18 protein-coding genes and 1 tRNA gene are annotated in these 25,585 nt (G+C 66.4%); 9 read left to right on the forward strand and 10 right to left on the reverse strand.

Annotated elements, in window-relative coordinates; translation table 11 throughout:
• Positions 1–401: 401 nt before the first annotated feature.
• The 9 genes from G5C50_RS30955 to G5C50_RS30995 form a co-directional block, all read right to left on the reverse strand.
• Positions 402–1,256, reverse strand: a complete 855-nt coding sequence (locus tag G5C50_RS30955; protein ID WP_165075676.1) for a uroporphyrinogen-III synthase — start codon at positions 1,254–1,256, stop codon at positions 402–404.
• Between the two features lie 53 nt (positions 1,257–1,309).
• Positions 1,310–2,560 (reverse strand): MFS transporter, encoded by a 1,251-nt coding sequence (locus G5C50_RS30960; protein ID WP_165075679.1) that lies wholly within the window; start codon positions 2,558–2,560, stop codon positions 1,310–1,312.
• 41 nt (positions 2,561–2,601) lie between these two features.
• A complete protein-coding gene (gene nirB / locus G5C50_RS30965) occupies positions 2,602–5,550 on the reverse strand; it encodes a nitrite reductase large subunit NirB (RefSeq protein ID WP_165075682.1) in 2,949 nt (982 codons plus the stop codon).
• 25 nt (positions 5,551–5,575) lie between these two features.
• Positions 5,576–7,840 carry a molybdopterin oxidoreductase family protein gene (locus G5C50_RS30970; protein WP_165075684.1) on the reverse strand — a complete coding sequence of 755 codons (2,265 nt, stop codon included), beginning with the start codon at positions 7,838–7,840 and terminating at the stop codon, positions 5,576–5,578.
• The gene (locus G5C50_RS30975) at positions 7,837–9,537 is read right to left on the reverse strand and encodes a DmsC/YnfH family molybdoenzyme membrane anchor subunit (protein ID WP_165075686.1); all 1,701 of its coding nucleotides are present in this window, start codon (positions 9,535–9,537) and stop codon (positions 7,837–7,839) included. Before G5C50_RS30975 ends, G5C50_RS30970 begins: the two co-directional genes overlap by 4 nt.
• 217 nt (positions 9,538–9,754) lie before the next feature.
• Positions 9,755–10,426 carry a response regulator transcription factor gene (locus G5C50_RS30980; protein ID WP_165075689.1) on the reverse strand — a complete coding sequence of 224 codons (672 nt, stop codon included), beginning with the start codon at positions 10,424–10,426 and terminating at the stop codon, positions 9,755–9,757.
• Complete coding sequence (locus tag G5C50_RS30985; protein ID WP_206107933.1) at positions 10,395–11,867, reverse strand: ATP-binding protein; 1,473 nt, start codon at positions 11,865–11,867, stop codon at positions 10,395–10,397. Before G5C50_RS30985 ends, G5C50_RS30980 begins: the two co-directional genes overlap by 32 nt.
• 574 nt (positions 11,868–12,441) lie before the next feature.
• Positions 12,442–12,514 (reverse strand) — tRNA-Asn (locus G5C50_RS30990).
• 121 nt (positions 12,515–12,635) lie between these two features.
• The gene (locus G5C50_RS30995) at positions 12,636–12,794 is read right to left on the reverse strand and encodes a toxin-antitoxin system HicB family antitoxin (protein WP_165075693.1); all 159 of its coding nucleotides are present in this window, start codon (positions 12,792–12,794) and stop codon (positions 12,636–12,638) included.
• A 539-nt stretch (positions 12,795–13,333) separates the two neighbouring features.
• Here G5C50_RS30995 and G5C50_RS31000 point away from each other — a divergent pair.
• A complete protein-coding gene (locus G5C50_RS31000) occupies positions 13,334–13,816 on the forward strand; it encodes a GbsR/MarR family transcriptional regulator (RefSeq protein ID WP_206107934.1) in 483 nt (160 codons plus the stop codon).
• A gap of 214 nt (positions 13,817–14,030) precedes the next feature.
• Here G5C50_RS31000 and G5C50_RS31005 read toward each other — a convergent pair whose 3' ends face one another.
• The gene (locus G5C50_RS31005) at positions 14,031–15,587 is read right to left on the reverse strand and encodes a hypothetical protein (protein WP_165075698.1); all 1,557 of its coding nucleotides are present in this window, start codon (positions 15,585–15,587) and stop codon (positions 14,031–14,033) included.
• 243 nt (positions 15,588–15,830) lie between these two features.
• Here G5C50_RS31005 and polA point away from each other — a divergent pair, with 243 nt between their 5' ends.
• The 8 genes from polA to G5C50_RS31045 all read left to right on the forward strand — a co-directional run bounded on the left by polA (position 15,831) and on the right by G5C50_RS31045 (position 25,491).
• A complete protein-coding gene (gene polA / locus G5C50_RS31010; RefSeq protein WP_165075701.1) occupies positions 15,831–18,542 on the forward strand; it encodes a DNA polymerase I in 2,712 nt (903 codons plus the stop codon).
• Between the two features lie 391 nt (positions 18,543–18,933).
• A complete protein-coding gene (gene coaE, locus G5C50_RS31015; RefSeq protein WP_165075703.1) occupies positions 18,934–19,614 on the forward strand; it encodes a dephospho-CoA kinase in 681 nt (226 codons plus the stop codon).
• 169 nt (positions 19,615–19,783) lie between these two features.
• Positions 19,784–21,703, forward strand: a complete 1,920-nt coding sequence (gene rho / locus G5C50_RS31020; protein ID WP_165075705.1) for a transcription termination factor Rho — start codon at positions 19,784–19,786, stop codon at positions 21,701–21,703.
• Between the two features lie 115 nt (positions 21,704–21,818).
• On the forward strand, positions 21,819–22,289 hold the full coding sequence (gene ribH, locus G5C50_RS31025; protein WP_165075708.1) for a 6,7-dimethyl-8-ribityllumazine synthase: 471 nt from the start codon (positions 21,819–21,821) through the stop codon (positions 22,287–22,289).
• Between the two features lie 76 nt (positions 22,290–22,365).
• On the forward strand, positions 22,366–22,689 hold the full coding sequence (locus tag G5C50_RS31030; protein WP_165075710.1) for a hypothetical protein: 324 nt from the start codon (positions 22,366–22,368) through the stop codon (positions 22,687–22,689).
• Positions 22,690–22,723: 34 nt separating this feature from the next.
• The gene (locus tag G5C50_RS31035; protein ID WP_165075711.1) at positions 22,724–23,047 is read left to right on the forward strand and encodes a hypothetical protein; all 324 of its coding nucleotides are present in this window, start codon (positions 22,724–22,726) and stop codon (positions 23,045–23,047) included.
• Positions 23,048–23,085: 38 nt separating this feature from the next.
• On the forward strand, positions 23,086–23,748 hold the full coding sequence (locus G5C50_RS31040) for a DOMON domain-containing protein (protein WP_165075714.1): 663 nt from the start codon (positions 23,086–23,088) through the stop codon (positions 23,746–23,748).
• 114 nt (positions 23,749–23,862) lie between these two features.
• Positions 23,863–25,491 (forward strand): fumarate hydratase, encoded by a 1,629-nt coding sequence (locus tag G5C50_RS31045; protein WP_165075716.1) that lies wholly within the window; start codon positions 23,863–23,865, stop codon positions 25,489–25,491.
• The last annotated feature ends 94 nt before the right edge of the window (positions 25,492–25,585 follow it).

Below are 25,585 nucleotides of genomic sequence, written 5' to 3' on the forward strand. Positions count from 1 at the left end.
AGAGCGTCAACTGCCGTTCGCCCTTGAGCCGGAGGTCGTCGGCGAACAGGTGCATCCGCCCGGCGGGGATGCCCGAGACGTAGGCCTGCCCTCCCAGGCCTGGCCGTTCTTATACCTCACCCAGACGACGTGGCAGGTCACGACGCCGTGGTGCTCCAGTTCATCGATCTGCCGCTCCAGGTCTGGCCTTACACGGGCTTATTTGGCCGGTCAGCGATCGGCGCGATTACTCCCGTTCCGCATCCTGGCGAGCCGCACACCTGTTAACTGGAGGCGATTCCACGCAGGGTTAGGCTCGCCTCGTCTTATCCAGCGATCTTCTGCCAAGGCTCGAGGGGAGGTGGCCCCCCGTGTTGCGAGCAGCCTTCCCCTGGCGCAATCCTCATCAACCATCGAACACTTCAGCGAATGGTGATTGCGGATTTGCCGATGGCACGCCAGCCCGCAGCCACGGCGGCAACCAGGTGGCCCGATTTGGGGTGCTCGGGCTCGATGTCGACGGGGAGGTCGTTTGCGTGGAGGGCCTCGGAGGTCGTCGGGCCGACGGAGCCGACGACGACCCGTGCGGCCAGCGACTCGCGGAGGTCGGCCTCGATCCCCTCGGCCTTCGCCACCTCGAGGACGTGCTCGACCTGCTGGGCCGCCGTGAACAGAACGGCGCCGATCTCGCCGGCGACGATCCGGGCCAGGGCAGAGCGGAGCGGTTCCAGGTCGACGGGCAGCGCCCAGCGATAGACCGGGACGCGGGTCACGTCGGCCCCACGGTCGGCCAGGCCGCCGAGCAGCTCGGGGGCGGGCTTGCCGTACTCCTGAACCGCCACCCGCAGGCCGGCGACCGGGGCGAGCTCGTCCAGGGCCGCTAGGGTCTCACGCCAGGTGTTGGGCGAGGGGACCATGACGTCGATCGTGGTGCCCAACTCGCGGAGGGCGGTCGCAGGCTTGGGGCCGCGGGCCACGACCTTCGTCCTCCTGAGGGCTGCGACCCAGTCGTCCTTCGACATCCGATCGCCGAGCAGCCCGACGAGGTAGCGGACGCCGACGCCGGTCTCGAAGATCGTCAGGTCGAACCGGCCGTCGGCCAAACCCTCGACGAACGCCAGGGCGTCCGGCGACTCCTCCAGGGGGACCTCGCGCATCGAGGGGGCGGGGACCGGCTCGCCGCCGTGGCGGACCACCAGGTCGGCGAGCGGGCCGGCCATGCGGGCCTCGAAGATCGCCACGCGAAGGCCGTCGAACGGGGTGGTTGACTCGCTCATCGTTCGTCCGAGCTGGAGGTTGCGGGAATCTCGTGACAGTCGGCCCTGGCGCGTCAGGCGACGCCCTGGACCTCGGGACGGACCGCCGGCGCATCGGGCTCGATGCGATCGCCCGTCTCCAAGAGCATATCGCGCCATCCCCGGCTCGCGAAGCTCAGGGCGACCGCGCCTCCCAGGCCGCCGAGCAGGCCGAAGGCGACGAAGCCGGGGCCGAATCCGCCGGTCAATTGCTTCAGCGAGCCCAGCGCGGTCGGCAGCAGGAACCCGCCGAAGCCCCCCGCCGCCCCGACGAGGCCCGTCACGACGCCGATCTCTCGGGGGAACCGCAGCGGGACGAGTTGAAAGACCGCACCGTTCCCCATCCCCAGCGCCGCCATGGTCGCGAACAGCAAGGCCGTGCCGACGAATAGCGAGGGGGGAGACGTCGCCAGGCCGAGCAGGGCCGCCCCCGCGGCGAGATACAACCCGGAGAGCACGGAGACGCCGCCGAAGCGGTCGGCCAGATGGCCTCCGAACGGCCTCAGGGCCGATCCGGCGATCACGCAGAGCGTGGCGAAACTCCCGGCGTCGACCTTCGAGACGTCGTACTGGCTCACGAAGAAGACGTTGAGGAAGCTCGCCAAGCCCACGAAGCCGCCGAACGTGATCGCGTAGAGCAGGCAGAACCACCAGGCGTCGCCGATGCGGAGCACGTCCGCATACGCCGAGAGCGGCCGCGGCGCCGGCTGATTGGGCGCATCCCTGGCGACCAGCCAGAAGAAGCCCATGACCAACAGCAGCGGGATTAGGGCCAGGCCGAACACCGCGTGCCATCCCCAGGCGGCGGCGATCCGAGGCCCGAAGAACGTGGCCAGCGCCGTGCCGCTGTTCCCTGCGCCGGCGATCCCCATCGCGAGGCCTTGATACTGCGGAGGATACCAACGGCTCGCCAACGGCAGCGCCGCGGCGAAGCTGGCCCCGGCCGCCCCCAGCAGCAGGCCGACCAGGATCATCGCCGAGAAGGAGTCGGCCCAGAGCCAGCCGAGCGTCAGGGGGACGCTCGTGATCGCCATCCCCAGGAGCCCCGCGCGGCGGGCGCCGATCCGGTCGGCGAGAAGTCCCAGGACCAGGCGGAGGACCGCCCCGCCCAGCAGTGGGACGGCCACCATCAGCCCTTTTTGGAAGTCGGTCAGGCCGAACTCCGAGCTGATCGAGTTGGCCAGGGCGCCGGGGAGGAGCCAGACCATGAAACTCATGTCGAAGTATAGGAACGCGGCGAGCAGCGTCGGCGCGTGGCCGGCTCGGCGAAAGTCGCGGAGGTTCATCGAATCTCCAGGGCTGGCGTCGAAGGAAGGGTCGGAAAGGATCACACGCAGGAGACGCAGGCTTTGGGAACTCGGGCGAGCTTGGCCGTCTCGTTCTCGGGGGGAAGCTCGACGAAGACGTCGTCCCCCTCGACGCGGACCGGGAAGACGGCGATCTTCATCGCGTCACCGCTGAGGCACGCGCCGGATTCGAGCGAGAAGGTCTTCTTGTGCAGCGGGCAAGCGACCTTGGGGACGCCCTTCTGCTCGCCCAGGATGCCGCGGGCCAGGACGGCTTCTCGCTTGTGGGGGCAGGTGTTCTGGCTGGCGTACCAGCCGCCGTCCTGGCCGTAGCGATAGACGGCGATCTCAGCCGCGCCGTGCTTGATCGCCCGGCCGCCGTCGACCGGGAAATCGGCGACGGCGCCCACGCGCACCCAGTTCCGGGAAGGCGTCGGCCGCTTCCGGCTCGGCGGGCCTTCGAGCGTCTCGACCGCGACGAAATCGGAGGGCCAGTCGACGGGCCGCTTCTGGCCGCGTTCGGCGACGAACTCGATCCCCGGCTCGACGTCGTCGGTGTTGGCGAACTGCTGGAAGAACCGGCGCTTCTCGGGATCGTCGACGACCGCCTTCCATTCGCACTGGTAGGAATCGACGTGAGCCTGCATCTGCCGTTCCAGCTCTTCCGCCAGGCCGAGCCGGTCGTCCACGATGACTTCGCGGAGGTACTCGATTCCCCCGTCCATGGCCTCCAGCCAGGTCGACGTTCGGGTCAGCTTGTCGGCCGTCCGGACGTAGTACATCAGGAAGCGGTCGAGGTAGCGGATCGCCGTGTCCTCGTCGAGGTCGGCGGCGAGGAGGTCCGCGTGCCGAGGGCGGGCGCCGCCGTTGCCGCAGACGTACAGGTTGTAGCCCTTCTCGGTGGCGATCAGGCCGAAGTCCTTCCCCTGGGCCTCCGCGCACTCGCGGACGCAGCCCGAGACGGCCCCCTTCAGCTTGTGCGGCGCTCGCAGCCCGCGATAGCGCAGCTCCACCCGGATCGCGAAGCCCACCGAGTCCTGGACGCCGAACCGGCACCAGCTCGACCCGACGCAGCTCTTCACCGTCCGCAGCGACTTGCCGTAGGCGTGGCCGCTCTCGAAACCGGCCTCGATCAACTCCGCCCAGATGTCCGGAAGCAGGTGGACCGGCGCCCCGAAGAGGTCGACCCGCTGGCCGCCGGTGATCTTGGTGTAGAGGTCGTACTTCTTGGCGACCCGGCCCAGCACGATGAGCTGGTCCGGCGTGATCTCGCCGCCGGGGACGCGCGGGACGACCGAGTAGGTCCCCCCTCGCTGGATGTTGCCGAGGAAGCGATCGTTGGTGTCCTGGAGCGTGGCGTGCGCCGGGTTGAGGACGTGCTCGTTCCAGAGGCTCGCCAGGATCGAGGCCGCCGCCGGCTTGCAGGTCTCGCAGCCTCGGCCGCGGCCGCACATGGCGATGAGGTCGTCGAACGTGCGGACGTTGCGCACCCGGGCGATCTCGTAAAGCTCGCGCCGGCTGTGAGGGAAGTGCTCGCAGAGGTGGTCGTCCACCCGCGCGCCGGCCGCCTTCAGCTCGGCCTTGAGCAGCCCTGTCACGCGCGGCAGGCAGCCGCCGCAGCCGGTGCCCGCCTGGGTGCAGCTTTTCACCTGGTCGAGCGTCGTCAGCTTGCCGGCGCGGATCGCCTCGCAGACCTGGCTCTCGGTCACGTTGTTGCAGGAACAGACCTGGGCGTCGACCAACCCGCCGAGGGCCGAACCCTTGCCCGTGGAGAGGAGTTCGCCCGGCGCGAAGGAGAGCGGCTTGTCGCTCTTGAACACCGAGAGCAGCGTGCCGTAGTCCGAGGCGTCGCCGACGAGCACGCCGCCGAGCAGCCGCGAGCCCTCGGCGTTGAAGACCAGCTTCTTGTAGACGCCCCGGAACGGGTCCTCGAAGGTCAAGGCCCGCGCCGCGCCCGCCTCGGCGTCGGCGAACGGGTCGCCGAAGCTGGCGACGTCGACGCCCATGAGCTTCAACTTCGTGGACATATCGAAGCCCGCGAACGCCTTCGCCGCGCCGGTGAGATTCCCGGCCGCGACCTCGGCCATCTCATAGCCGGGGGCGACGAGCCCGTAGACCATCCCTCGGTGCGACGCCACCTCGCCGACCGCCAGGATCTCCGGGTCGGACGTCCGCATCGCGTCGTCGACGACGACCCCGCCTCGGGGACCGACCTCCAGCCCGCAGGCGCGGGCCAGCTCGTCGCGCGGGCGGATGCCGGCCGACACGACCACCATGCCGACCTCCAGCGCGTCGCCGTCGGCGAAGGCCAGCCCTTCCACCTTGCCGTTGCCCAGGAACTCGCGCGTGCTCTTGCCGAGGTGGACCCGGACGTCCATCGCCTCGATCTTGGCCAGCAGCGTCCTCGCCCCCTCGTCGTCGAGCTGCCGGGGCATCAATCGCGGGGCGAACTCGACGACGTGGGTCTGCAGGCCCAACTCGCGAACGGCCTTCGCGGCCTCCAGCCCGAGCAGGCCGCCGCCGATCACCGCGGCCGCCGCCGCGTGCGGGGCGTAGGCGAGGATCGCCTCCAGATCCTCGATCGTCCGGTAGACGAAGATCCCTTTCTTGTCTACACCCGGCGCCGCCGGCACGAACGGTGCGGAACCGGTCGCCAGCACGACGGCGTCGTACTCCACTTCACGACCCGACGTCGAGACCACCATCCGACGCTCGCGGTCGATCGTCGCCACCCGGTCGCCAACGTGCAGCTCCACGCCGTTGTCGTCGTACCAGGCCCGGGTCGCAATCTGCAGGGGCTCGGCGTCGCGCTTGTCGAAGAACTTCGAAAGGTTCACGCGATCGTACGCCGGCCGGGGCTCCTCGCCGAACGTCACGATCCGGTAGCGGCGCTCCAGGTCCAGCGCCACCAGGCGCTCGCAGAAGCGGTGCCCCACCATGCCGTTGCCGACGACCACCACGGTCCGCCTCGGGTCGCGCTTCCGGTTCATCTTCGGGCCCTCCTCGTACCAGGGGTCAATGACTCATCGACTCGTTGATGTTCAGGCGAACCTCGTCGCCGCGGGCGAGGCGGGCTCGGACCGCGCAGGCCTTGTAGGCGGGCTGGCGCGACTCCGGATCGAAAGTGGCCAGCGTCAGCAGGTTGGTCGAGCCGTCGTGCATCGGCATGAAGAGGTCGCCGCGGGCGATCGTCGGAGTGACGAAGGCCCGAACCGTCGCCGAACCTCGGCGCGACTCGACGACGGTCCAGTCGCCGGAAGCTGCGCCGAGGGCCTTCGCGTCGTCGGGGTGGATCTCGACGTACGGATCGCGCGGGTAGAGCTTCCGGAGGACGTCCGATTTCGAGGTGCGAGTCTGGGTGTGCCACTGGGCCGCGCTGCCGCGACCGGTGAGGAGCTGGTAGGGGAACTCCTCGTCCGTCGGCTCGGGGAGCGGGCGAGGCTCCGTGAACACGAAGCGAGCCCGGCCGTCGGCGTGGCAGAAGCGGCCGTCCTCGAAGAGCCGACGCTCCGGGGCCGTGTTCGGGGCGTCCGCGGGATAGGGCCACTGCACGCCGCCGGCCTCGTCGATCGCCCGGAAATCGGCGATCCCGCTGATGTCGCACGGGCGACCCGCCGAGAGGCGCTTGAGGATCTGGAAGGCGGCCTCCGGCGACGTCCACTCCGCGAAGAGGTCGCCGCAGCCGTAATACTCGGCGGCGAGCCGGAAGATCGAGAAGTCCGCCAGGGCCATGCCCGGGGCCCGCCGCACCTTCTTGAGCAGGCCGACCCGGCGCTCGGAGTTGATGAACGTCCCCTCCTTCTCGCCCCAGGCCGCGGCCGGCAGCAGGAGGTCGGCCAGCTCGGCCGTCTCGGTCGAATGATACATGTCCTGCACGACGAGGAAGTCGAGCTTGCCCAGGGTGTGACGGAGGTCTTCCTGATCGATCCAGGAATGCGCCGGGTTCGTCGCCACGACCCAGAGGCCGCGGATCGCGCCGTCGCGGACTCCTCGGATGATCTGGTCGTAGGACCAGCTCGGGCGGGACGGGATCCGCTCGACGGGGAGCCCGAGGATGGACGCGACCTCGGACCGATGGTCGGGGTCGGCGAAGTCGCGTCCGCCCAGGAGCCCCGTCGTGTTGGAGAACAGCCGCGAGCCCATCGCGTTGCACTGGCCGGTGATCGAGTTCGCCCCGGTCCCCGGCCGGCCGATGCTCCCCGTCATCAGGGCGATGTTGATCGCCGCCTGCGCCGTCTTGACCCCCTGATGGCTCTGGTTGACCCCCATCGTCCACCAGAGCGAAACCCGTTTCGACCGGGCGATCCGATCGGCGGCGGCGCGGACGTCGTCGGCGGGCAGCCCGGTTTCGCGGGCCACCCGCTCGACGTCGAAGGCCCGCACGAAGGCCTTGAACTCATCGAACCCCGTCGTGTGAGCCTCGACGAAGCGGCGGTCGACGGCCCCCGCCTCGATCAGCAGTTGCGCGATGCCGTAGAGGAGCGTCAGGTCGGACTTGGGGCGGGCCGGGAGATGCAGCGTGGCCGCCATCGCCGTCTCGGTCCGCCTGGGGTCGATCACGATGATCTCGGGCGAGTGCGGGTTGCGCGTGGCCCGCTGCCAGAGGACGGGATGTGCGATGCACGGGTTCGCCCCGATTAGGACGATGCAGTCGGATTCTTCCAGGTCCGCGTATGTGTAAGGCGGGGCGTCGAACCCGAACGACTGCTTGTAGGCCGTGACCGCGGAGGCCATGCACTGGCGGGTGTTGCCGTCGCCGTGGATCATTCCCATGCCGAACTTGGCCACCGCGCCCAGCAGGGCCATCTCCTCGGTGGCGATCTGGCCGGTGCTCAGGAAGGCGACCGACTCGGGGCCGTGCTCCGCCTGGATCTCGTGGAAGCGTGCGGCCATCGTCCTCATGGCCTCGTCCCAGCCGACCTCGCGGCGACGGCCGTCGACGTCGCGGAGCAGCGGGGCGACGGCCCGGTCGGGGGCGCCCAGGACGGCGAGCGCCTCCCAGCCCTTGGGGCAAGCCATGCCGCGGTTGACGGGGTAGTCGGCCGTCGGGCTGAGGTTGACCGCCTCGCCGTCGCGGAGGTGAACGGTCAGGTTGCAGCCCGTGGAACAGAAGCCGCAGACCAGGCCCGTCGTCGCGTCGGGGACTCGCGAGGCCGGGACCTGACCGAGCCCGAAGCCGCCGGGCTCGCGATGCAGTTCACGGGTGAGGCGTCCGTCCTTCGCATGGACGAGTTCCATCAGCCGTCGGAGGGTCGCCTGGGCCGAGGAGGGGATCGTCATGACGGCAGCCCTCCCGGCATCCTCGGCTTGGGCGCCGCCGTGAAGAAGAGGTGCCGCTCGACCATCTCGCCGGCCGTCGCCGTCGCCAGGCTCAACACGCCGGCAAGCGCGGCGAGAATCGGCAGGCCGCCGTACGCCGCGGCGAGGCTCGCGATCGGCAGGAGCAGCCCGCCGGCGACGCCGAGCGCCACGCGGACTTTGACGAACCGTCGCAAAGGCCCGCGGAGCAGCCAGGCCGCCTGGCCGAGCGGGCCGTCGTCTCGATCGCCGCGGAGGTCTCGGGCCTCGAAGGCCAGCTTCGCCGCGACGACCGCCGCCAGCGCTGCGGCCACGATCGCCAGTCGACCCGCGATTGGTCCGGTAGGTTGGACTTTCGCTGAAACGCCCAGGCAGGCCACGGCCGTCGCCAGGCTGAGCGTTGCGGCAGTGCCGGCGAACTTCCATCCCGCGATCGAGGCGTGCCAGTGACGACGTCTGACCGCGTGGTAAACCATCACCGAGCAGCCGACGCCCGCTGCGCCCAGCACGGCGACGGTCGCCAGCAGGGCGGGCCGCAGCCAGACCGGTGAGGCCAGCCGGTCCGCAAACAGCATCTCCGCCGCGACGTACGCACCGGCCGCCTTGGCGAACGTCCCGAGCGCGACGACCTCGCGGCTGAGCCAGGAGTGCCGAAGGCCCAGGATCGCCCGGTAGGCGTACTGCGGCCGGCCCAGGTGGGCCAGGCTCGCTCCCAGGCCGACGAAGCCCAGGCCCAGGCAGACCGGCAGGAACGCCGCCCCGCAGACGCCGTTCGGTGAACCGGCGGACCGGGCGAGCAGATCGAGGAGGAAGCCGCCGGCGGCCAGTTGCGTCAGCACCAGCATCACCGTCAGCGGCGGGTGGGCGTGCTCAGCCCGAGGCAGCCCGTCGTCGGCCGCGCGAAGGTCGCCGGCGGCCGCCGACAGGAAGACCGTGGTCGGCGTCGTGTACGAGGGGTCGAAGGCGTCAGGCAGGAATTCGCCCGACTCGGCCCGACTGCGAGCGTCGTCGCAACTCACCACCCGGATCCGGATCGCCTCGTGCGGGCAGGCCTGGACGCACGCCGGGGCCTCGCCGGCCCTTAGCCGATCGGCGCACATGTCGCACTTGCGGACGATGCCCAGGTCGGGCTGGTACTTGGGGACGTCGTACGGGCAGGCGAGGGTGCAATACTGGCAGCCGATGCACTGGTCGTCCAGATGCCGGACGATCCCGGTGATCGGGTCCTTCTCATAGGCCTCGACGGGGCATGCGTTCCGGCAGGCCGGTTCCACGCAGTGATGACAGGCCGTGGTCACATGCTGAATCACCGGAAGGGCCGTCGAACCGCCGACGAGCAGCCCGACGTCTCGCCAGGTCTCGTGGTCGTCGAGCCCGTTGAGGGCGTGGCAGGCCGCCACGCACGCCTTGCAGCCCGAGCACCGCGAGAGATCCACCTCGAAGGCGAGCTGCTCGCCCGGCCCGGGCGCCGAGGCCGGCAACAGGGCCGTGTAATACCACTCCCGCAGCGGCGCCGTCGCCTCGCGATGGAACTGAGAGAATCGCTCGACGGCGGTCAGGTCCCTCTGCTCTTTGATGAGCGAGACGAGCAACCCGTCGGCGGCCTTGAAGGCCGACGGGCGGGCGACTTCGCCTGGAGGGGCGATCGCTACGGACGTACCTTCGTCGTCGAAGTCCATCGCTCGATGTACCTCTTACGGGAAGTCGTGCTGGGCAAGGGAGCCGACGACGGCCGGATGGAGAGGAGAGGGCCGAACCGTCGTCGACGACGGCCCCTCCAAAGCAGCGAGAATGCCACGGCCCAGATCCGGGCGTTCTTTTGCGGAAAGACGAAGGGCTGCACCCACGACCTTCGCAAAACCGAAGGGTGACGCACCGGTCAGAGTGAGGGAAATGTCAGTTGTTTAAGCGTGGCTGCGCGACTTGCGGGCGATCGCGGGCGACCAAATCCACAGGCTCGGAGGGACCCTCGAAGGCGAGGGCGAGACGCAGCAGCTCGGGGAGCGATTCCACGCCGAGCTTCCGCATCAGGCCGGCCCGGCGCATCTCGACGGCCCGCGACGTGATATCCAACCGGGTCGCGATCTCCTTGTTCGCCAAACCTGATTGGATGAGCTTCAGGACCTCACGCTCCTTGTCGGTCAGCTCGTCGAACTGGGCGCGGAGGCCCTCGTAAGCGGCCCGACGTTCCAGCCTTGCGGACGATTCGCGGAGGGCGTGCTGGATCTTGTCCAGCAGGATCTGGCCGTTGAAGGGCTTCTCGAGAAACTCCACCGCCCCCGACTTCATCGCCCGGACCGCCATCGGGACGTCGGCGTGCGCCGTGATGAACAGGACCGGCAGGCTCGACCCGTAGGCGCACAACTCCTCGAACAGGTCGAGGCCGCTCGCACCGGGCATCCGCACGTCCAGCACCAGGCAGGCCGGGCCGCCTTCGCGGTATTCGCGGACGAACTCCTCCGCCGAGGCGTAAGAGATCGTAGGCAGACCAACCGTCTTGAGCAGCCAGCGCAGCGAGTCCCGCATGTCGGGATCGTCATCCACGATGTAGACCGTCGGTTCGCTCATGCTCGGAGTGGTCGACCGGCGCCTGGAAACGGAAAGTCGTTCGCTGCCCAGGTTCGGACTCGACCGTCAGCCTTCCCTGGTGAACCGCCGCGATGGTGCGACAAATCGCCAGGCCCATGCCCATTCCGTCGGCACGGGTGCTGAAGTAGGCGTCAAAAACGCGCTCAAGCTGGTCTGGTCCGATCCCGGGTCCGTTATCGCTTACCGCCAACTCAACCTGGTCGCGACCGCAGCGTCGCGTCGCCACAACCAACGTCGGATTCGAGGTATGCGACCGGAGGAAGGCTTGCAAGGAGTTCTGAATCAGGTTGACCAGGACCTGCTGGAGCTGGACCGGGTCTCCCCATACCCTTGGCAAGTCGGGTGCCAGATCCACCCGGACGGCTACGCCCTGCCGTCCGATCTCGGTCCCGAGGATCTCCAACGCGTCCGCGATGACCCGGCCGGCGTCGACGGTCTCGTGCGGGCGAGGACGCTTGGCCACGAAATCGCGCACCTGCTCGATGATCCGGCCGGCGCGCATCGTGGAGTTGCGGAGCCGCTGGAGGGCGTCGCGGACCTCCTCGAGATCGGGCTGCGGGGCGTCGAGCGCGATGAGACACCCCTCCGCGTAGTTGGCGATCGCGCCCAGGGGTTGGTTCAGCTCATGGGCCAGCGACGACGCCATCTCGCCGATGGCGTTCGTTCTACCCACGTGGGCGAACCGTTCCAACAACACCTGATGTCGCTTCCCAGCGTCTTCCAGCTCACGCGTCCGTTCGAGCACACGGTCTTCCAACTCGTCTCGGGCGACCTGAAGGTCAACAATCTGACGGCGGATCACGTCAACGGCCGGCCTGAGGACGAAGCGGCCGATCGCAACGAGAATCGCCAGCGTTAGCCCAGCCAGCACCCAGCCGACGAACCGGACCGTCTCGATGCGTCCTCTCGCCTCGGATTCGTAGAGGCCCACCAAGGCGTCCATCAGGCGGAGATATTCCGGTTCGTGATCAAGGATGACTGTTAGGTCGGCCCGACGACGGTCCACATCGACTGGCTCGGACTCGAGTGTCGCGATCAGATCTCGGGCCGCGTCGTAGACCGCCTCGAAATGTGGTCTGAGCGTCTTCATTGCGGCCTTCACATCGTCACCCGAGCGTTCCAACGCCTCGTCGTCGGAGAGAGCGTTCTGCGCGTCCCCCCAGAGCTTCAGGACGTTCCTCGTCTCATTGAGGGCAGACTCATGTGTTGTATCCGTCCGGCGATCCAGAATAAGGAATGACTTGGTGAGCTGCTGACTGAGCATTCGCTGCCGACCAGATGTGTTGATCAATGGCGCATCTGTCGTCAGTCGCACGAGGTATGGCTGCACCAGGAGTTGATCTCCCAACAGCATCGCGGCTGCGATCGTGACCGCCAGGCGATATCTTCGGTCCAGAGCATCGCCTTTCCAGACATTCATCATTCAGAACCAGTTCCTCGATAACGTGGCATTCGGCCCGGCTGATCTCAATCGTAACCTCTGTCGAGCGCCGATGTTATAAACATGCTTGTGCATATAATCGAAGGATGCGATCCGGCGATCTGGGATGAGAACGCTGCCGGCCTGTCCCTTAATCGGTCGTCGGCAGCAGGCTCCCTTTGGAGTAGCGACGGCTCCGTCCTCGGGAACGAACAGCTTCCGTAGAGATCGTCCTACTCAATCTCGAGCCCGATTAGGTTGACGATCAGGGACCCGCTCGCAGAGCTGCACCCTCTCCAGGTCAGCCACGATGCCATGAGTGCGTCGGAACGTGCCGACGATCGCGCGGTTGAACAACAACCGACGGCAGGGCCGAAATCCTTCTAGCGATCGAGCAACTCGGCGATCGTGGCGTCGCCCTAGCCTTCCTCAATCGTGCGACGAATCCGGTCGATGACCTGGCCACCCCGCTCGGCGGAAAGGAATGACACACGACGTCGCTACCACGAACGACCGTGGGGTCAAAAAAAAGCGGGGCGTCTCTCAGTGAGAGACGCCCCGCTTCTTGAACAGGCTCCCCGACAAGGACTCGAACCTTGAACCTAGCGGTTAACAGCCGCTCGCTCTACCGATTGAGCTATCGGGGAATTACGCCCTGGAGGATACCGCCTGGAGCGGCTCGACTCAAGGGCAGTTGCGAGAAATCCTGAGAAATCTCATGAACTCCTGAGCATGACTGCCTGCGACGTCCGTCGCGGCGGCCCAGACTCAGGAGGTCTGGGTCTTATGGTGCTGCTCGATCGCTTTCTCAAGGATGCCGACGATCAAAGCATTCAGTGAGGCCTTGTCTTCCTTGGCCCAACTGGCGAGTTGCTCGTGGAGCACGGGTGGCATCCGAATCTGGAAATGCACGACAGTCTCTGGCATAGGATCGGCTCCTCGAATGGGAAAGGGGATGCTGGAGTGCGCGGTGTGATCGAGCGCCAGCCTGTCACCCGCCGTCCCGGGGACGCCGGGGCGATCGAGGGATGCATGGAAATTGTACACGCTCGTTTGCGCGAACCACCTAGAATTCCGCCCGCAGAGGACGTTTCATCGACTCCCTATTGTGGGGCTTCAACCGCTGGATGCAAGGTGGTTTCGGAGATATGGTTTGCGATTAGCCGGCGGTCGTACGTACGACCGTCCGGCCTGATGCGACCCGTCGACTGAATCACCCCCGCGCGGCTGAATTCACGCATTATGCAAGAATCCAGCTTCGGCGGAAACCGATTTCCTGTCCCATCGACGACCGGCCGGAGTTTTCTTTCACAATCCGCGATCATGGCTTATCGTGGCATTCTTCAAAGCTTCGCAGCCTGCGCGGCCGCAAGGGAGACGAGATGGATTCGCCGAACCCGGATCAGCCGTCGGCCGGCCAAACCTCCGATGTCCTGATTCGGCGCTTCGTCGAGCACTGGGGTGTGATGGCAAGATCATGGGGGATCAACTCCACGATGGGGGAGTTGTTCGCCTTGCTCTACATCACCGGCGAAGACTGGAACGCCGAGGATCTTCGGCTCCGCCTTGACGTGTCGCGCGGCAACGTCAGCATGAATCTCCGCGAGTTGATTGGCTGGGGCGTGGTCAAGAAAGTCCATCGTCCCGGCGAGCGCCGGGAGCTATACCGGGCGGAGTCCGACGTCTGGACGCTCTTCCGACGGATCATGAGCGAACGCAAACGCCGGGAAGTGGATCCCACGCGTCAGGTGCTCGACGACCTCGCTCAGGCGTCGGAACGCTCGGTCGGCCAGGAGGCCATGAACGAACGCGTACAGACGCTCCGGCGGTTGCTCGGAGCACTCGACCGACTCTCCGAGCGACTGATGGCCATGGATGCACAAGACCTGGCCGATCTCGGCAGGCTGCTCGGAGGCGGAGAGGAAGAGGAGGACGATTCAACGCCCTAGCTGTCGCCTCCTCCAGGCAACTCGGGAAATCCAGCGCGGACATCCGTCGGTGTCGAACACGCTTCCTCGCGGGGTTCCTGCCTTTCTCACGTCGAACCAGATCGCAGGCCGCGCGTCCTATCCCGCTGTGAGAAAATGAAAAGACCCCCGCAGACTCTCGTCCGCAGGGGTCTTTTCGGATTTCACCCGGCAATCACGCCTAGTCCGGGACGGTTCAGGGCGTGGTGCCTTCTTCCGCCTTGGGAGCGGCCTCGTGCTTCTGCCTGGGCTGGGTCAACTGATTCAGGGCTCGGGAGTTGACGCCTTCGGCACGCCCGACCACGGGAACGTTCATGTCGTAGCCGAGGTAAGCGAGCAGCCGGCCGAGGCTGATGGGACGGATGCCCAGGCTGCGGGCTTCCTTCACCATTTCGCCGAACCGCTTGTCGAACTGAGCCTGAGCGGCGATGGTGTTGTCGGACTGGTTCCCCTGGTAGGAGTCACGAAGCGGCGGCCGTTCCTTCGGGTCGTCGACAACGTACCAGGCGACGTCGGCGGAGAGCTTGCCGGTTTCCTTGCCGTGGTTCGGCGGCGGCAGGTCGTATTCGATCTTGCCGCCAGCGGCCTCGATCAGCCGCTTGAGGTCGTCGCGATCGTCCACCCCGTCGCGGTTCACGTCGATCTGACCGATCAAGGCGAACTTCATCGGGGCGTTGGCGTCCCAGGTGGCCGAGTAGACGATGTCGCCGATCCGCATCGGCTCGATGGGGCTGTTGGTCTTCGTGATCCGGCCGATGCTGAAACGGTCGCCGACCTGCGTCAGCACGATGTTCCCCTTCGGCTTCTCGGTGGGAATGCCCGGGGCGTTGGCGTCAAAGATCGTCATGCTCATCTGCGGCCGGGCGCCCTGCCGGCGAGTAACGTCGACATGGACCTCGTTCGTGGCGAAGTCGACGAACGTGATGTGGCCGTCGGGACGGTCGAGCACGTTGACGTTCTTCTCGATCTGATCGCGCTGCTCGCGAACCATGGCGGTGAGCTGATCGACCTTCCGCTCGTCCTCTTCCTTCGTTTGACGAAGCTGGGTCGAGAGGTTGGCGATATCCGTGCGAGCCTGGTCCAGATCCGTGGTGAGCTGGTCGACCTTCGTCAGAAGGACTTGCCGCTCCTGCTCGTGCTTGTTGTGCTCGGCCTCGAGATCCGACTTTGAGTCCTGCGCGGCCTTGGTCTGGACGTCAATCTGGCTCTTGGCCACGCTGGTGGACGACTCCAGATTGTTGCGCAGAGCGGCCTCGTTGGCAGCCAGCTCGCTGTCGACGATCGAGAGATTCTCCATCACCTCAAGGAGCCGGTTCAGGGAGGAGATGTAATTCTTGTTCGGCTCCTTGCGGAACGATTCCTTGGCGAGCTGGAGCTTCTGCTTGGCGTCTTCCAGCTCCGGCCCCTGCGCTCCCGCAGCCTGGGCCCGGGCGACCGAGTCGTTCACCGCCTTAGTGACGTCCTCCAGCCGCTTCTCCACGTCCTTGAGGTGGGTCGCGATTTCGGTCTTGGCCGTGTCGAATTCCGTGGCGCGGGTGCCGATGGACTTACGGAACTCGTCGAACTGATTAAGAGCCTCGTCGGCCTCGCGCCGGGACTTGGAGGCCTTGTCGGTCTCCGATTGGAGCAGCCCCTCGGAGCGGGCGTACGACGAGTAGAGGAAATAGGACGTCACGGCCAGGATCACCGTGAGCGTCACGAAGACCGCGACTGCGATCTTGAGACCCTGCGATTCGTTGGATGAGGCGGCCATGAATCTAAACTCCCTCGGAGCGGCTCTATGGCGACGGCGCGTGCAGTCGGCCGATTTGGAGATACTATGTCACACGGGGAGGGGAAAAACGAAATCCGCGCCGGGAAATCCTGCGCGGGCGATCTAGTCGGAACGGAATTTCCGGGAGAATTGGCGAGACCAGCCCCCTAATCGGGCCGATGAGACCACGACGAGGCGAGCCGGGCGCCCGGAACGCGCCCTAGCATCCTTCGAAAGGATACGATGTCCGACCGTCCCAAGTTCTATATTCTGGACGCCTACTCGCTGATTTTCCAGGTCTTCCACGCGATCCCGGAGATGACCAGTCCGAGCGGCCAGCCCACCAACGCCGCCTTCGGCGTGTTCCGCGACCTTCTCAACCTCTTCCGAGACAGAAAGCCCGCCTACCTCGCCGCCGCATTCGACGGCGGAGGACCCGTCTTCCGCTCCGAGATTTTCGCCGAATACAAGGCGAACCGGTCGGAGATGCCTCAGGATCTCGTCCCCCAGATCCCCGTCATCAAGAGCATCGTCGAAGGGTTCAACGTCCCGGTGCTGACCGTCCCTGGCATGGAGGCGGACGACGTGATCGCCACCCTGGCGAGGCGCGGCGAGGAGCGCGGACTGGACGTCTTCGTCTGCACCTCCGACAAGGACGCCCGCCAGCTCATTACCGATCACATCAAGATCCTCAACCTTCGGAAGAACGCGGTGATGGACGCCAAGGCTCTGGAGAAGGACTGGGGAATCCGGCCCGATCAGGTCGTCGACTACCTGGCCCTCACCGGCGACTCCGTAGACAACGTCCCAGGCGTCCCAGGCGTCGGCCCCGTTCTGGCATCGGGCTACCTCAAGCAGTTCGGCGACCTGGAGACACTGCTGGCCAATCCCGACCAGGTGAAGGGCCCCAAGAAGCAGCAGGCCCTGCGCGAACACGCCGAGACCGCCCGCCGCGCCCGTCGACTGGTCGCCCTGGAAGAGAATTTGCCGCTGGAATTGGACTGGGAGGCTCTGAGGGTCTCCCCTCCGAACGTGGCGGCCCTGAAGGCGATCTGCGTCGACTGCGGGTTCCACCGGTTCGTCGCCGAACTGGGTGAATCCGCCGAACCCGACGCGCCACCGACCCCGCGACCGGAATGGGTAGCCCACTATTCGACGATCGACACCCCCGAAGCGTTCCAGACTTTCCTCGAAGAAATTCGGAAACAGGATCGGTTCAGCATCGACACCGAGACGACCTCGGTGAATCCCCTGCTCTCAAGCCTCGTCGGGATCTCGGCTTCCTGGAAGGCGGGCGAGGCCTATTACATCCCGCTCCGCGCGCCGATCGGCTTCAAGATTCTGGATCCAGAACTCGTCCTGGATGGGCTGCGCCCGATCCTCGCGGATCCGAAGATCGAGAAGGTCGGCCAGAACGTGAAGTACGACATGCTCGCCTTCGGCCGCGCCGGGGTGGCCGTCGAGGGGCCGATCACCGACACGATGATCCTCAGCTACCTGTTGGAGAGCGGCGAACGCAACCACAGCCTGGACCAGCTCGCCGACCGCCTCCTCGGGCACGAGATGATCCCGATCACGGATCTCATCGGCAAGGGACGGAACCAGTTGCGGATGGACCAGGTGGACGTGCCTCGGATCACCGAGTATGCGGCCGAGGACGCCGACGCCACCTGGAGGATCTTCGAGATCCTCGCCCCCCGCGTCCATGAAGAAGGGCTGTGGGACCTTTACGCCGACCTGGAAAGGCCGTTGATCTCGATCCTCGCCAGGATGGAGGAGATCGGCGTGAAGGTCGACGTCGCACAGCTCCGGCAGTTGTCGACGGAATTCGCCTCGCGACTCGCCGAGATGGAGGAGGAGATTCACCGCCTCGCCGGCCGGCCCTTCAACATCAACTCGGTCCCCCAGCTTCGTCAGATCCTTTTCGAGGAACTGAAGCTCCCGAAGCTGCAGAAAACGCCCGGCGGCGAGTTGAGCACCGCCACCGAAGTCCTGGAGGAGTTGGCGTCGAAGCATCCGCTCCCGGCGCTCCTCGTTCGGCATCGCCAGCTCACCAAGTTGAAGGGGACCTACCTCGACGCGCTCCCGGAGCTCGTCCATCCCGAGGACGGTCGGATCCACGCATCATTCAACCAGGGCGTCGCGGCGACGGGCCGGCTCAGCTCGAGCGACCCAAACCTGCAGAACATCCCCGTCCGGACCGAGGAAGGACGGCAGATCCGCCAGGCGTTCATCGCCGAGAGTCCCGACTGGCGGCTGCTGACGGCCGACTACTCGCAGATCGAGCTGCGCGTACTGGCCCATTACTCCGAAGACCCAGCCCTGAAGCGAGCCTTCGACGCCGACCACGACATCCACCGGGCGGTCGCCGCCAGGATCTACGGCGTCCCCGAGGAACAGGTCGACGAGGGGATGCGTCGCGTCGCCAAAACGGTCAACTTCGGCGTCATCTACGGCCTCAGCCCGTTCGGCCTGGCGTCGCGGCTTGGGATCAAGCAGACGGAGGCCGCCGCTTTCATCGAGGCCTATTTCCAGGAGTATCAGGGCGTCGACCGGTTCATCACAAAAACACTCGAATCCGCACAGGCGGACGGTCGAGTGGAAACGATCCTCGGCCGACGGCGTCCGATCTCGGGGATCAAGTCGACGACCGGCCGAAACCGAAACCTCGCAGAGCGATTAGCCGTCAACACGGTGATTCAGGGCTCGGCCGCCGACCTCATCAAACGGGCGATGATCCTCGTCGACGGCCGTCTACGCGAGGCTGGCCTGAGCTCGCGGATGATTCTCCAGATCCACGACGAGCTCGTTTTCGAGGCTCCGGCCGACGAGATCCCCGTGCTGACCGTACTGGTCCGAGAAGCGATGACGGGGGCGTTGAAATTGGCGGTGCCCCTCAAGGTCGACCTCGCCGTCGGGCCGAACTGGCTGGACGTGGAGCCGCTCGACGACTAAACGCAGCGCATGAGGGAAATGGACGTTTCTCCATTGCAGCGGGTCTGTCGAGAGCGTATAAGTTAGTGGATCAATCGTGTATGGCCAGCAGCCGTTTTCGGTGCTTTCCCATCACCCCATCATCTCCCTCCCGCGGCCCGCACCTACGTGATTCGCCCAGGATCGAGATGACGGCCAGAGATCTTCTTTTCGCCCGCCCGCTCAGCCGGAAGCGTACGCCCCAGACGTACCGCCGGAAGAGGCGGAACGCTCCATGTGACGCCGATCGCGCCTGATAGCGCGAGCGCCGTTTGACAGAGGATCGCCTTTCGCACCCCACGCGACGCGTCGACGCCGAATGCCGCGCCCACGTCGCCTCCTGATGTTCCCCGTCGTGAGTTCAAATTCCCCCATGCCCGAGTCGCCCTCGACCATCGGCGAACCCTTCGCGCCAACGACGCGATGGAAGCACGGCTCGCTCCCCGTGATCGGCCTCACGGGGGCGGTCGGCGGCGGCAAGAGCGCCGCGGCGGCCCTGCTGCGGGAGCGGGGGGCGGTCGTGATCGACGCCGACGCCGTGGGTCACGAGGTGCTGCGACGCCCCGAGATCGCCCAAAGGTTGGCGGATCGCTTCGGTTCGGGAATCCTGACCGCCGACCAGACCGTCGATCGTCGTGCATTGGGCCGGATCGTCTTCGCCGACCCAGCAGGTCGACGAGATCTGGAGGCCGTCGTCCATCCGCCGATGTTCGAGGAATTCCAGCGAATCGTCGCTGAGTCCGAGCGTTGCGGCGAGGGGCCGATGATCGTCCTGGACGCTGCGATCCTGCTGGAATCGGGCTGGGACCATGCCTGCGACCTCGTCGTCTTCGTCGACGCGCCGAAGGAAGTCCGGCTGGATCGCGTCCGTCGCTCGCGGGGTTGGTCGGCCGAGGAGTTGGACGCCCGCGAGGCCGCCCAGTGGCCCGTCGAACGTAAGAAAGCCCGCGCCGACCGCGTCCTCGTCAATGACGACGATCTGGCGAAACTGACATTGAGCGTGGATCGGCTCATCGCCTGGATCGACCAGGTCGAGACGGTCCCTCCCCAATAAACCACGGACCGCGTCGAACGACCCACCGTACCTCGCTTCCTAGAGGCTCATTTCCAGTCATGCTCCTCGGACACGCCCCCCGACGTCGACGCTCCCCGCCCCACGCCATTTCCCGCATCCGCGGCTCGGCTGCTTCACGCGTCTAGTCAGTACAGGAGAACGGTTCATCATGGCCAACGAGACCCGCCCCCGCCGGGAGCCCTCCGGCGGCTCTCGCATCCGCAAGCCCGCCGCGTCGAGCAACCCGCCCGCCCAGGACGAGAGCGCCGGTTCCGTCCCCCCGACCACGGAGTCGTCCTTCCGCGAACGGCCTTCGCGTGAGCCCTATCGCGAGGAGGGCCCGGCCGACCGTGAGCCGATCCGGATCAACCGCCCGCGCGATCGCTCTGAGACGCCCGCGGCCGAACGCTCCGAGCGTGAGCCCGGCATGACGCTCCGCGACCGCATCGCTCGCGACCGCGCCGAGCGCGAGGCCGCCGCGGCCCCCGTCGCGCATGAGGGCATCCCGGTCGGCCGAGATCGTGATCGGGACCGCGACGCCTCCGCGAGCATCCGCGAACGCGTCCGCGAAGCCCGCGACGCCGAGCCTATCCCGAGCTTCCGCGATCGAGATCGCGACCGCGAAAGGCCGGAACGCGAACGGCCGGATCGCGAGCCCTCGTTCAACTCACGCGACCGCGACTACTCTGCGCCGTCGAGAGTCGATCGGACCCCGCCGCCCCCGCCGGCCGCCGAGCCCAACGCCGAGGAGTTCCCCGACGTTGAGGACGAGGACGTCTTCGGCGACGTGGCGATCCACGACCGGTATGAAGACATCAAGCGCGGCGAGATCCATCTCACCGAGCTTCAGAAGATGACGATGCCCCAACTCATCAAGACGGCGAAGTCGGAAGGCATCGCCGACTTCATGGGGCTGAAGAAGCAGGATCTGATCTTCAAGATCCTCAAGGAACGGGTCAAGCAGAACGGCCTGATGTACGGCGAGGGGACTCTGGAAGTCCTCCCCGACGGCTTCGGCTTTCTCCGCAGCCCGGACTACAACTACCTCCCCTGCCCCGACGACATCTACGTTTCTCCCAGCCAGATACGCCGGTTCGGCCTCAAGACGGGCGCCATCGTCTCGGGCCAGATCCGACCGCCCAAGGAGAACGAGCGCTACTTCGCGCTGCTCCGAGTCGAGGCGATCAACTTCGAGGACCCGGACAAGCTCAGCGAGAAAGTCGGCTTCGACGACCTCACGCCGCTGCACCCGCAAGGTCGGATCAAGCTCGAGACGAGCAATGAAGAGATCAACATGCGGGTGGTCGACCTGGTCACGCCGATCGGCTTCGGCCAGCGCGGGGTGATCGTGGCCCCGCCGCGGACGGGCAAGACGATCCTGCTCCAGAAGATCGCCAACAGCATCCTGACCAACCATCCCGAAGCCTACGTCATGGTCCTCCTCATCGACGAGCGGCCGGAAGAGGTGACGGACATGGAGCGGTCGGTCAAGGGACCGACGGCCGAAGTCATCAGCTCGACCTTCGACGAGCCCGCCTCGCGACACATCCAGGTCGCGGAGATGGTCATCGAAAAGGCCAAGCGGATGGTTGAGTTCGGCAAGGACGTCGTGATCCTGCTCGACTCGATCACGCGGCTCGCCCGCGCTTATAACACGGAAGCCCCGCACTCGGGCAAGATCCTCACCGGCGGCATCGACGCCTCGGCCCTTCAGAAGCCGAAGCGGTTCTTCGGAGCCGCTCGGAAGATCGAGGAAGCCGGCAGCCTGACGATCCTCGCCACCGCGCTGGTCGACACCGGCAGCCGGATGGACGACGTGATCTTCGAGGAGTTCAAAGGGACCGGCAACATGGAGCTGCACCTCGACCGCCGCCTGGTCGACAAGCGGGTCTGGCCGGCCATCGACATCAACAAGTCCGGCACCCGGCGCGAGGAACTCCTCATGGACGCCGACGAACTCCGTCGCGCCTGGATCCTCCGCCGCGTCCTGAACGACATGAACCCCGTCGAGGCGATGGAGTTCCTGATCGGCCGCATGAAGAAGCTGAAGAGCAACGCCGAGTTCCTCAACAGCATGAACCTGTCCTGAGCCCGGCGGCGATCGGCCGGACTCGTTCTCGCTCAACCGGGTCCGGTCGAGCCCGCCATCGGGCTCGACCGGACCTTTTCCTTTTCCTTTCCCTGTCCTCAACCCCTGAACGCCCATGCCGACCTACGAAGGCGACTTCTCCCCTCCTGCCGGCCGCTTTGCGATTGTCGTCGCCCGGTTCAACTCGATGGTGACCGAGGCCCTGCTGGCGGGCTGCCGCGACTCCTTCATCCGCCACGGCGTCGCCGAAGATCGCCTGGACGTTTACTGGGTCCCCGGCTCGTTCGAGGTTCCGCTGGTAGCCCGGAAGCTCGCCGAGGCTGGCAAGCACGCGGCCGTCGTCTGCCTTGGCTGCGTGATCCGGGGCGAGACTGGTCATTACGACCACGTCGCCGGCCAGGCCGCCGGTGGCGTCCTCCAGGCGTCCCTCTCGACGGGCGTCCCCGTCGTCTTCGGCGTCCTGACGACCGAATCCGTCGAGCAGGCGCTGAACCGCTCGGGCTTGAAAGCCGGCAACAAGGGGGGCGAGGCGGCTCTTGCGGCGATCGAGATGGTCAATCTGCTGGCGAAGATCGACGCGAAATAAATCTCCCTCACGAGCGAAGACCATCCAGGCGCTCCGCCGTCCACGGAGGCAGCCGAGCGCAGGAAGGGAGATCGCCTTGCGATATCATGAACTCGACCGCTCGCGGAAGCTGATTGCCGGCATGTGGCTGATTGGAATCGGTCTGCTGCTGGCCAGTCGGCACGTCTGGCCGGAGATCTTGCTGGTCGTCGGCTCGATCAAGCTGTCAGAGTCCCTCTTCATCACCGGGAGAGAACGTTCGCGACGCGCTGGAGTTTTGCTGATCGTCCTGGGGCTGTTTCTCTCGTTTCGGCTGGGCGTGGTCGAGATCCTCCTACTCCTCGGCGCGTGGATGATCGTCGACTCCCTGCGTCACCGAAGTCCCTACCGCAAGCCCGTGGTGGACGTCTCGCTTGACTGAGCCGGCCGAGAAGGGATTCAGCGAGGTCCGATCCTTGACTCCCGCAACCTCGGAAAGCCCCTCGCGCCTCCTCGTCGCCGTCTGGCTGGTCGGCCTCGGAGTGCTCTACGCCTCGAAGCGATTCTGGCCGGGAATCCTCTTTCTGGCCGGCGCGACAGCCCTCATTCAGGCGTACTATTACCCTGAGCGGCGCAACACGGGCCGGTTCGGCGTGTTCATGATCCTGCTGGGACTATGGGCCATGCTCCGTCTGAGCCTGCCTTTCCTGCTGATCGGCCTGGGAGTGTACCTCATCTTCTCCTCGCTCTCCTCGATGGGCGCGGGACGCAAGCCTCACGTTGATCAGACCCTCGATTGAATCTGACCGAGACAACGCCCCCGAGGATGGAGCCCGCCATGTCCTCCACGCTGCTGCCACAGGCATTCTGGTTCCGAGTCGCGGCCTCAGCACCCAAGGTCGAGGGGATCCCGCAGGACGACCCGAAGTCGTTGCTGGATCTGCCCGGGACCTGCACGATCCCCGATCTCGCCGCGCTCGACGGCCGCGACGCCTGGGCGCACGTGCGGGTCGGCTGGAACGCGGCGGGTGTAGGGATTTCGGTCCAGGCGGATGGGCTCGGCCTGAACGCCAAGACGCCAGATCGTCCCGAGGGCTTCGCGAACCTTGCTTTCTGGATCGACACCCGAGACACCCGGAACGTCGCCCGAGCCACACGCTACTGCCACCGCTTCCAGGCTCGGCTGACGCTTGGCCGAGACCGGAAGACTCTCAAGACCGATGTCGAGCAGCGCCCCATCGCCCGAGCCCTGGCCGACGCCCCCATTGCCGCCCCCTCCCTGCTCCTCCATCGCGCTGAGTTGCTCAAGAAGGGCTGGCGGTTCGAGTTGTTCCTTCCCGCCAAGGCCCTCCACGGCTTCGATCCCGAGACCAACCGCCGTCTGGGCTTCGCCTACCAGGTCTCCGACGCCGAACGCGAGGACCAGTTCCTGGGCGTCGGCCGGGACTTCCCGATCGGCGAGAATCCCAGCCTCTGGTCGACGCTCGAACTCAAGCCCTGACCCTCGGGCGTCGTTCACGCTAAAATGAAGGTTCATCAGCGTCCCGGCCGCCGGGCGCGGGCCGTCCCGCGTCTCGCGCGATGCCACGCCGGGAACCGCTGGAGGAACCGAACGATGCCTGAATTCGCCTACCAATCCCCCTTCCCGCTCGGCCCCGACACGACCGAATACCGAAACCTGGGGAAGGACCTCGTCTCGACCGCAACCTTCGAGGGCGAGGAGATCCTCAAGATTCAGCCCGAGGCTCTCACGCTCCTGGCCCGAGAGGCCCTCCGCGACGTCTCGTTCCTGTACCGGCCCGCCCACCTGAAGCAGGTCGCCGCGATCCTCGACGACCCCGAGGCGTCCGCCAACGACAAGGGCGTCGCCATCGCCCTTCTGAAGAACGCCGCCGTCGCCGCCGGCTTCCAACTCCCCATGTGCCAGGACACCGGCACGGCCACCGTCGTCGCCAAGAAGGGCCAGCGCGTCTGGACGGGGAACGGCAAGGACGAAGAGGCTCTCTCCAAGGGTATCTACACGACCTACCAGAAAGAGAACCTCCGCTACTCCCAGACGATCCCGACGACGATGTTCGACGAGCACAACTCGGGGACGAACCTCCCAGCGCAGATCGACATCCTCGCCACCAATGGGTCGACGTATGACTTCCTGTTCGTCGCCAAGGGGGGAGGTTCGGCCAACAAGTCGTACCTCTACCAGGAGACGAAGGCCCTCCTGAACCCGTCGAGCCTGGAGAAGTTCCTCAAGGAGAAGCTCCGCTCGCTGGGCACGGCCGCCTGCCCGCCCTACCACATCGCCGTCGTCATCGGCGGGACCTCGGCGGAGGCCACGATGAAGACCGTCAAGCTGGCGAGCGCCAAGTATTACGACCACCTGCCGACCGAGGGGAACAAACTCGGCCAGGCGTTCCGCGACCTCGAATGGGAGGCGAAGGTCCTGGAGATCGCCCGCCAGAGCGGCATCGGCGCCCAGTTCGGTGGGAAGTACTTCGCGCTCGACGCCCGTGTCGTCCGACTCCCTCGCCACGGCGCTTCATGTCCCGTCGGCCTGGGGGTGTCTTGCTCGGCCGATCGCAACATCAAGGGCCGAATCGACCGCGACGGCGTTTGGCTCGAAGTCCTGGAACGCGACCCCGCCCAGTACATCCCGGCCCAGTATCGTTCCGGCATGAGCGCCGAGCACGGCGTGAAGGTCGATCTGAATAGGCCGATGCAGGAAGTGCTGGCCGAGTTGACGCAGTATCCCGTCTCAACGCCGCTCAAGCTCAACGGCCGGATGATCGTCGCCCGCGACATCGCCCACGCCAAGATCAAGGAGCGGCTCGACCGGGGCGAGGGGATGCCCGACTACCTGAAGGCCCACCCCGTCTACTACGCCGGACCGGCCAAGACGCCCGAGGGAATGCCCTCCGGCTCGTTCGGCCCGACGACCGCCGGCCGGATGGACAGCTACGTCGACCAGTTCCAATCCCAGGGCGGGTCGATGATCATGATCGCCAAGGGGAACCGCTCGCAGGCCGTCACCGACGCCTGCAAGAAACACGGCGGATTCTACCTGGGCTCCATCGGCGGCCCCGCCGCCCTCCTGGCGCACGACAGCATCAAGAAGGTCGAGTTGCTGGAGTACCCCGAGCTGGGCATGGAAGCCGTCTACCAGATCGACGTCGTCGACTTCCCCGCCTTCATCCTCGTCGACGACAAGGGGAATGAGTTCTTCTCGCAACTCCCCGTCGTGAAGTGATCAAGTCCTTCCAAAGTCTTCCCCCCCCTCGCGGTGGAAGACAGACCACTCAGCGCTCAGATGAGGGGGACGACGGGCGAGGAATTCTCTGTCA

The organism is Paludisphaera rhizosphaerae, assembly GCF_011065895.1.
Lineage (GTDB): Bacteria > Planctomycetota > Planctomycetia > Isosphaerales > Isosphaeraceae > Paludisphaera > Paludisphaera rhizosphaerae.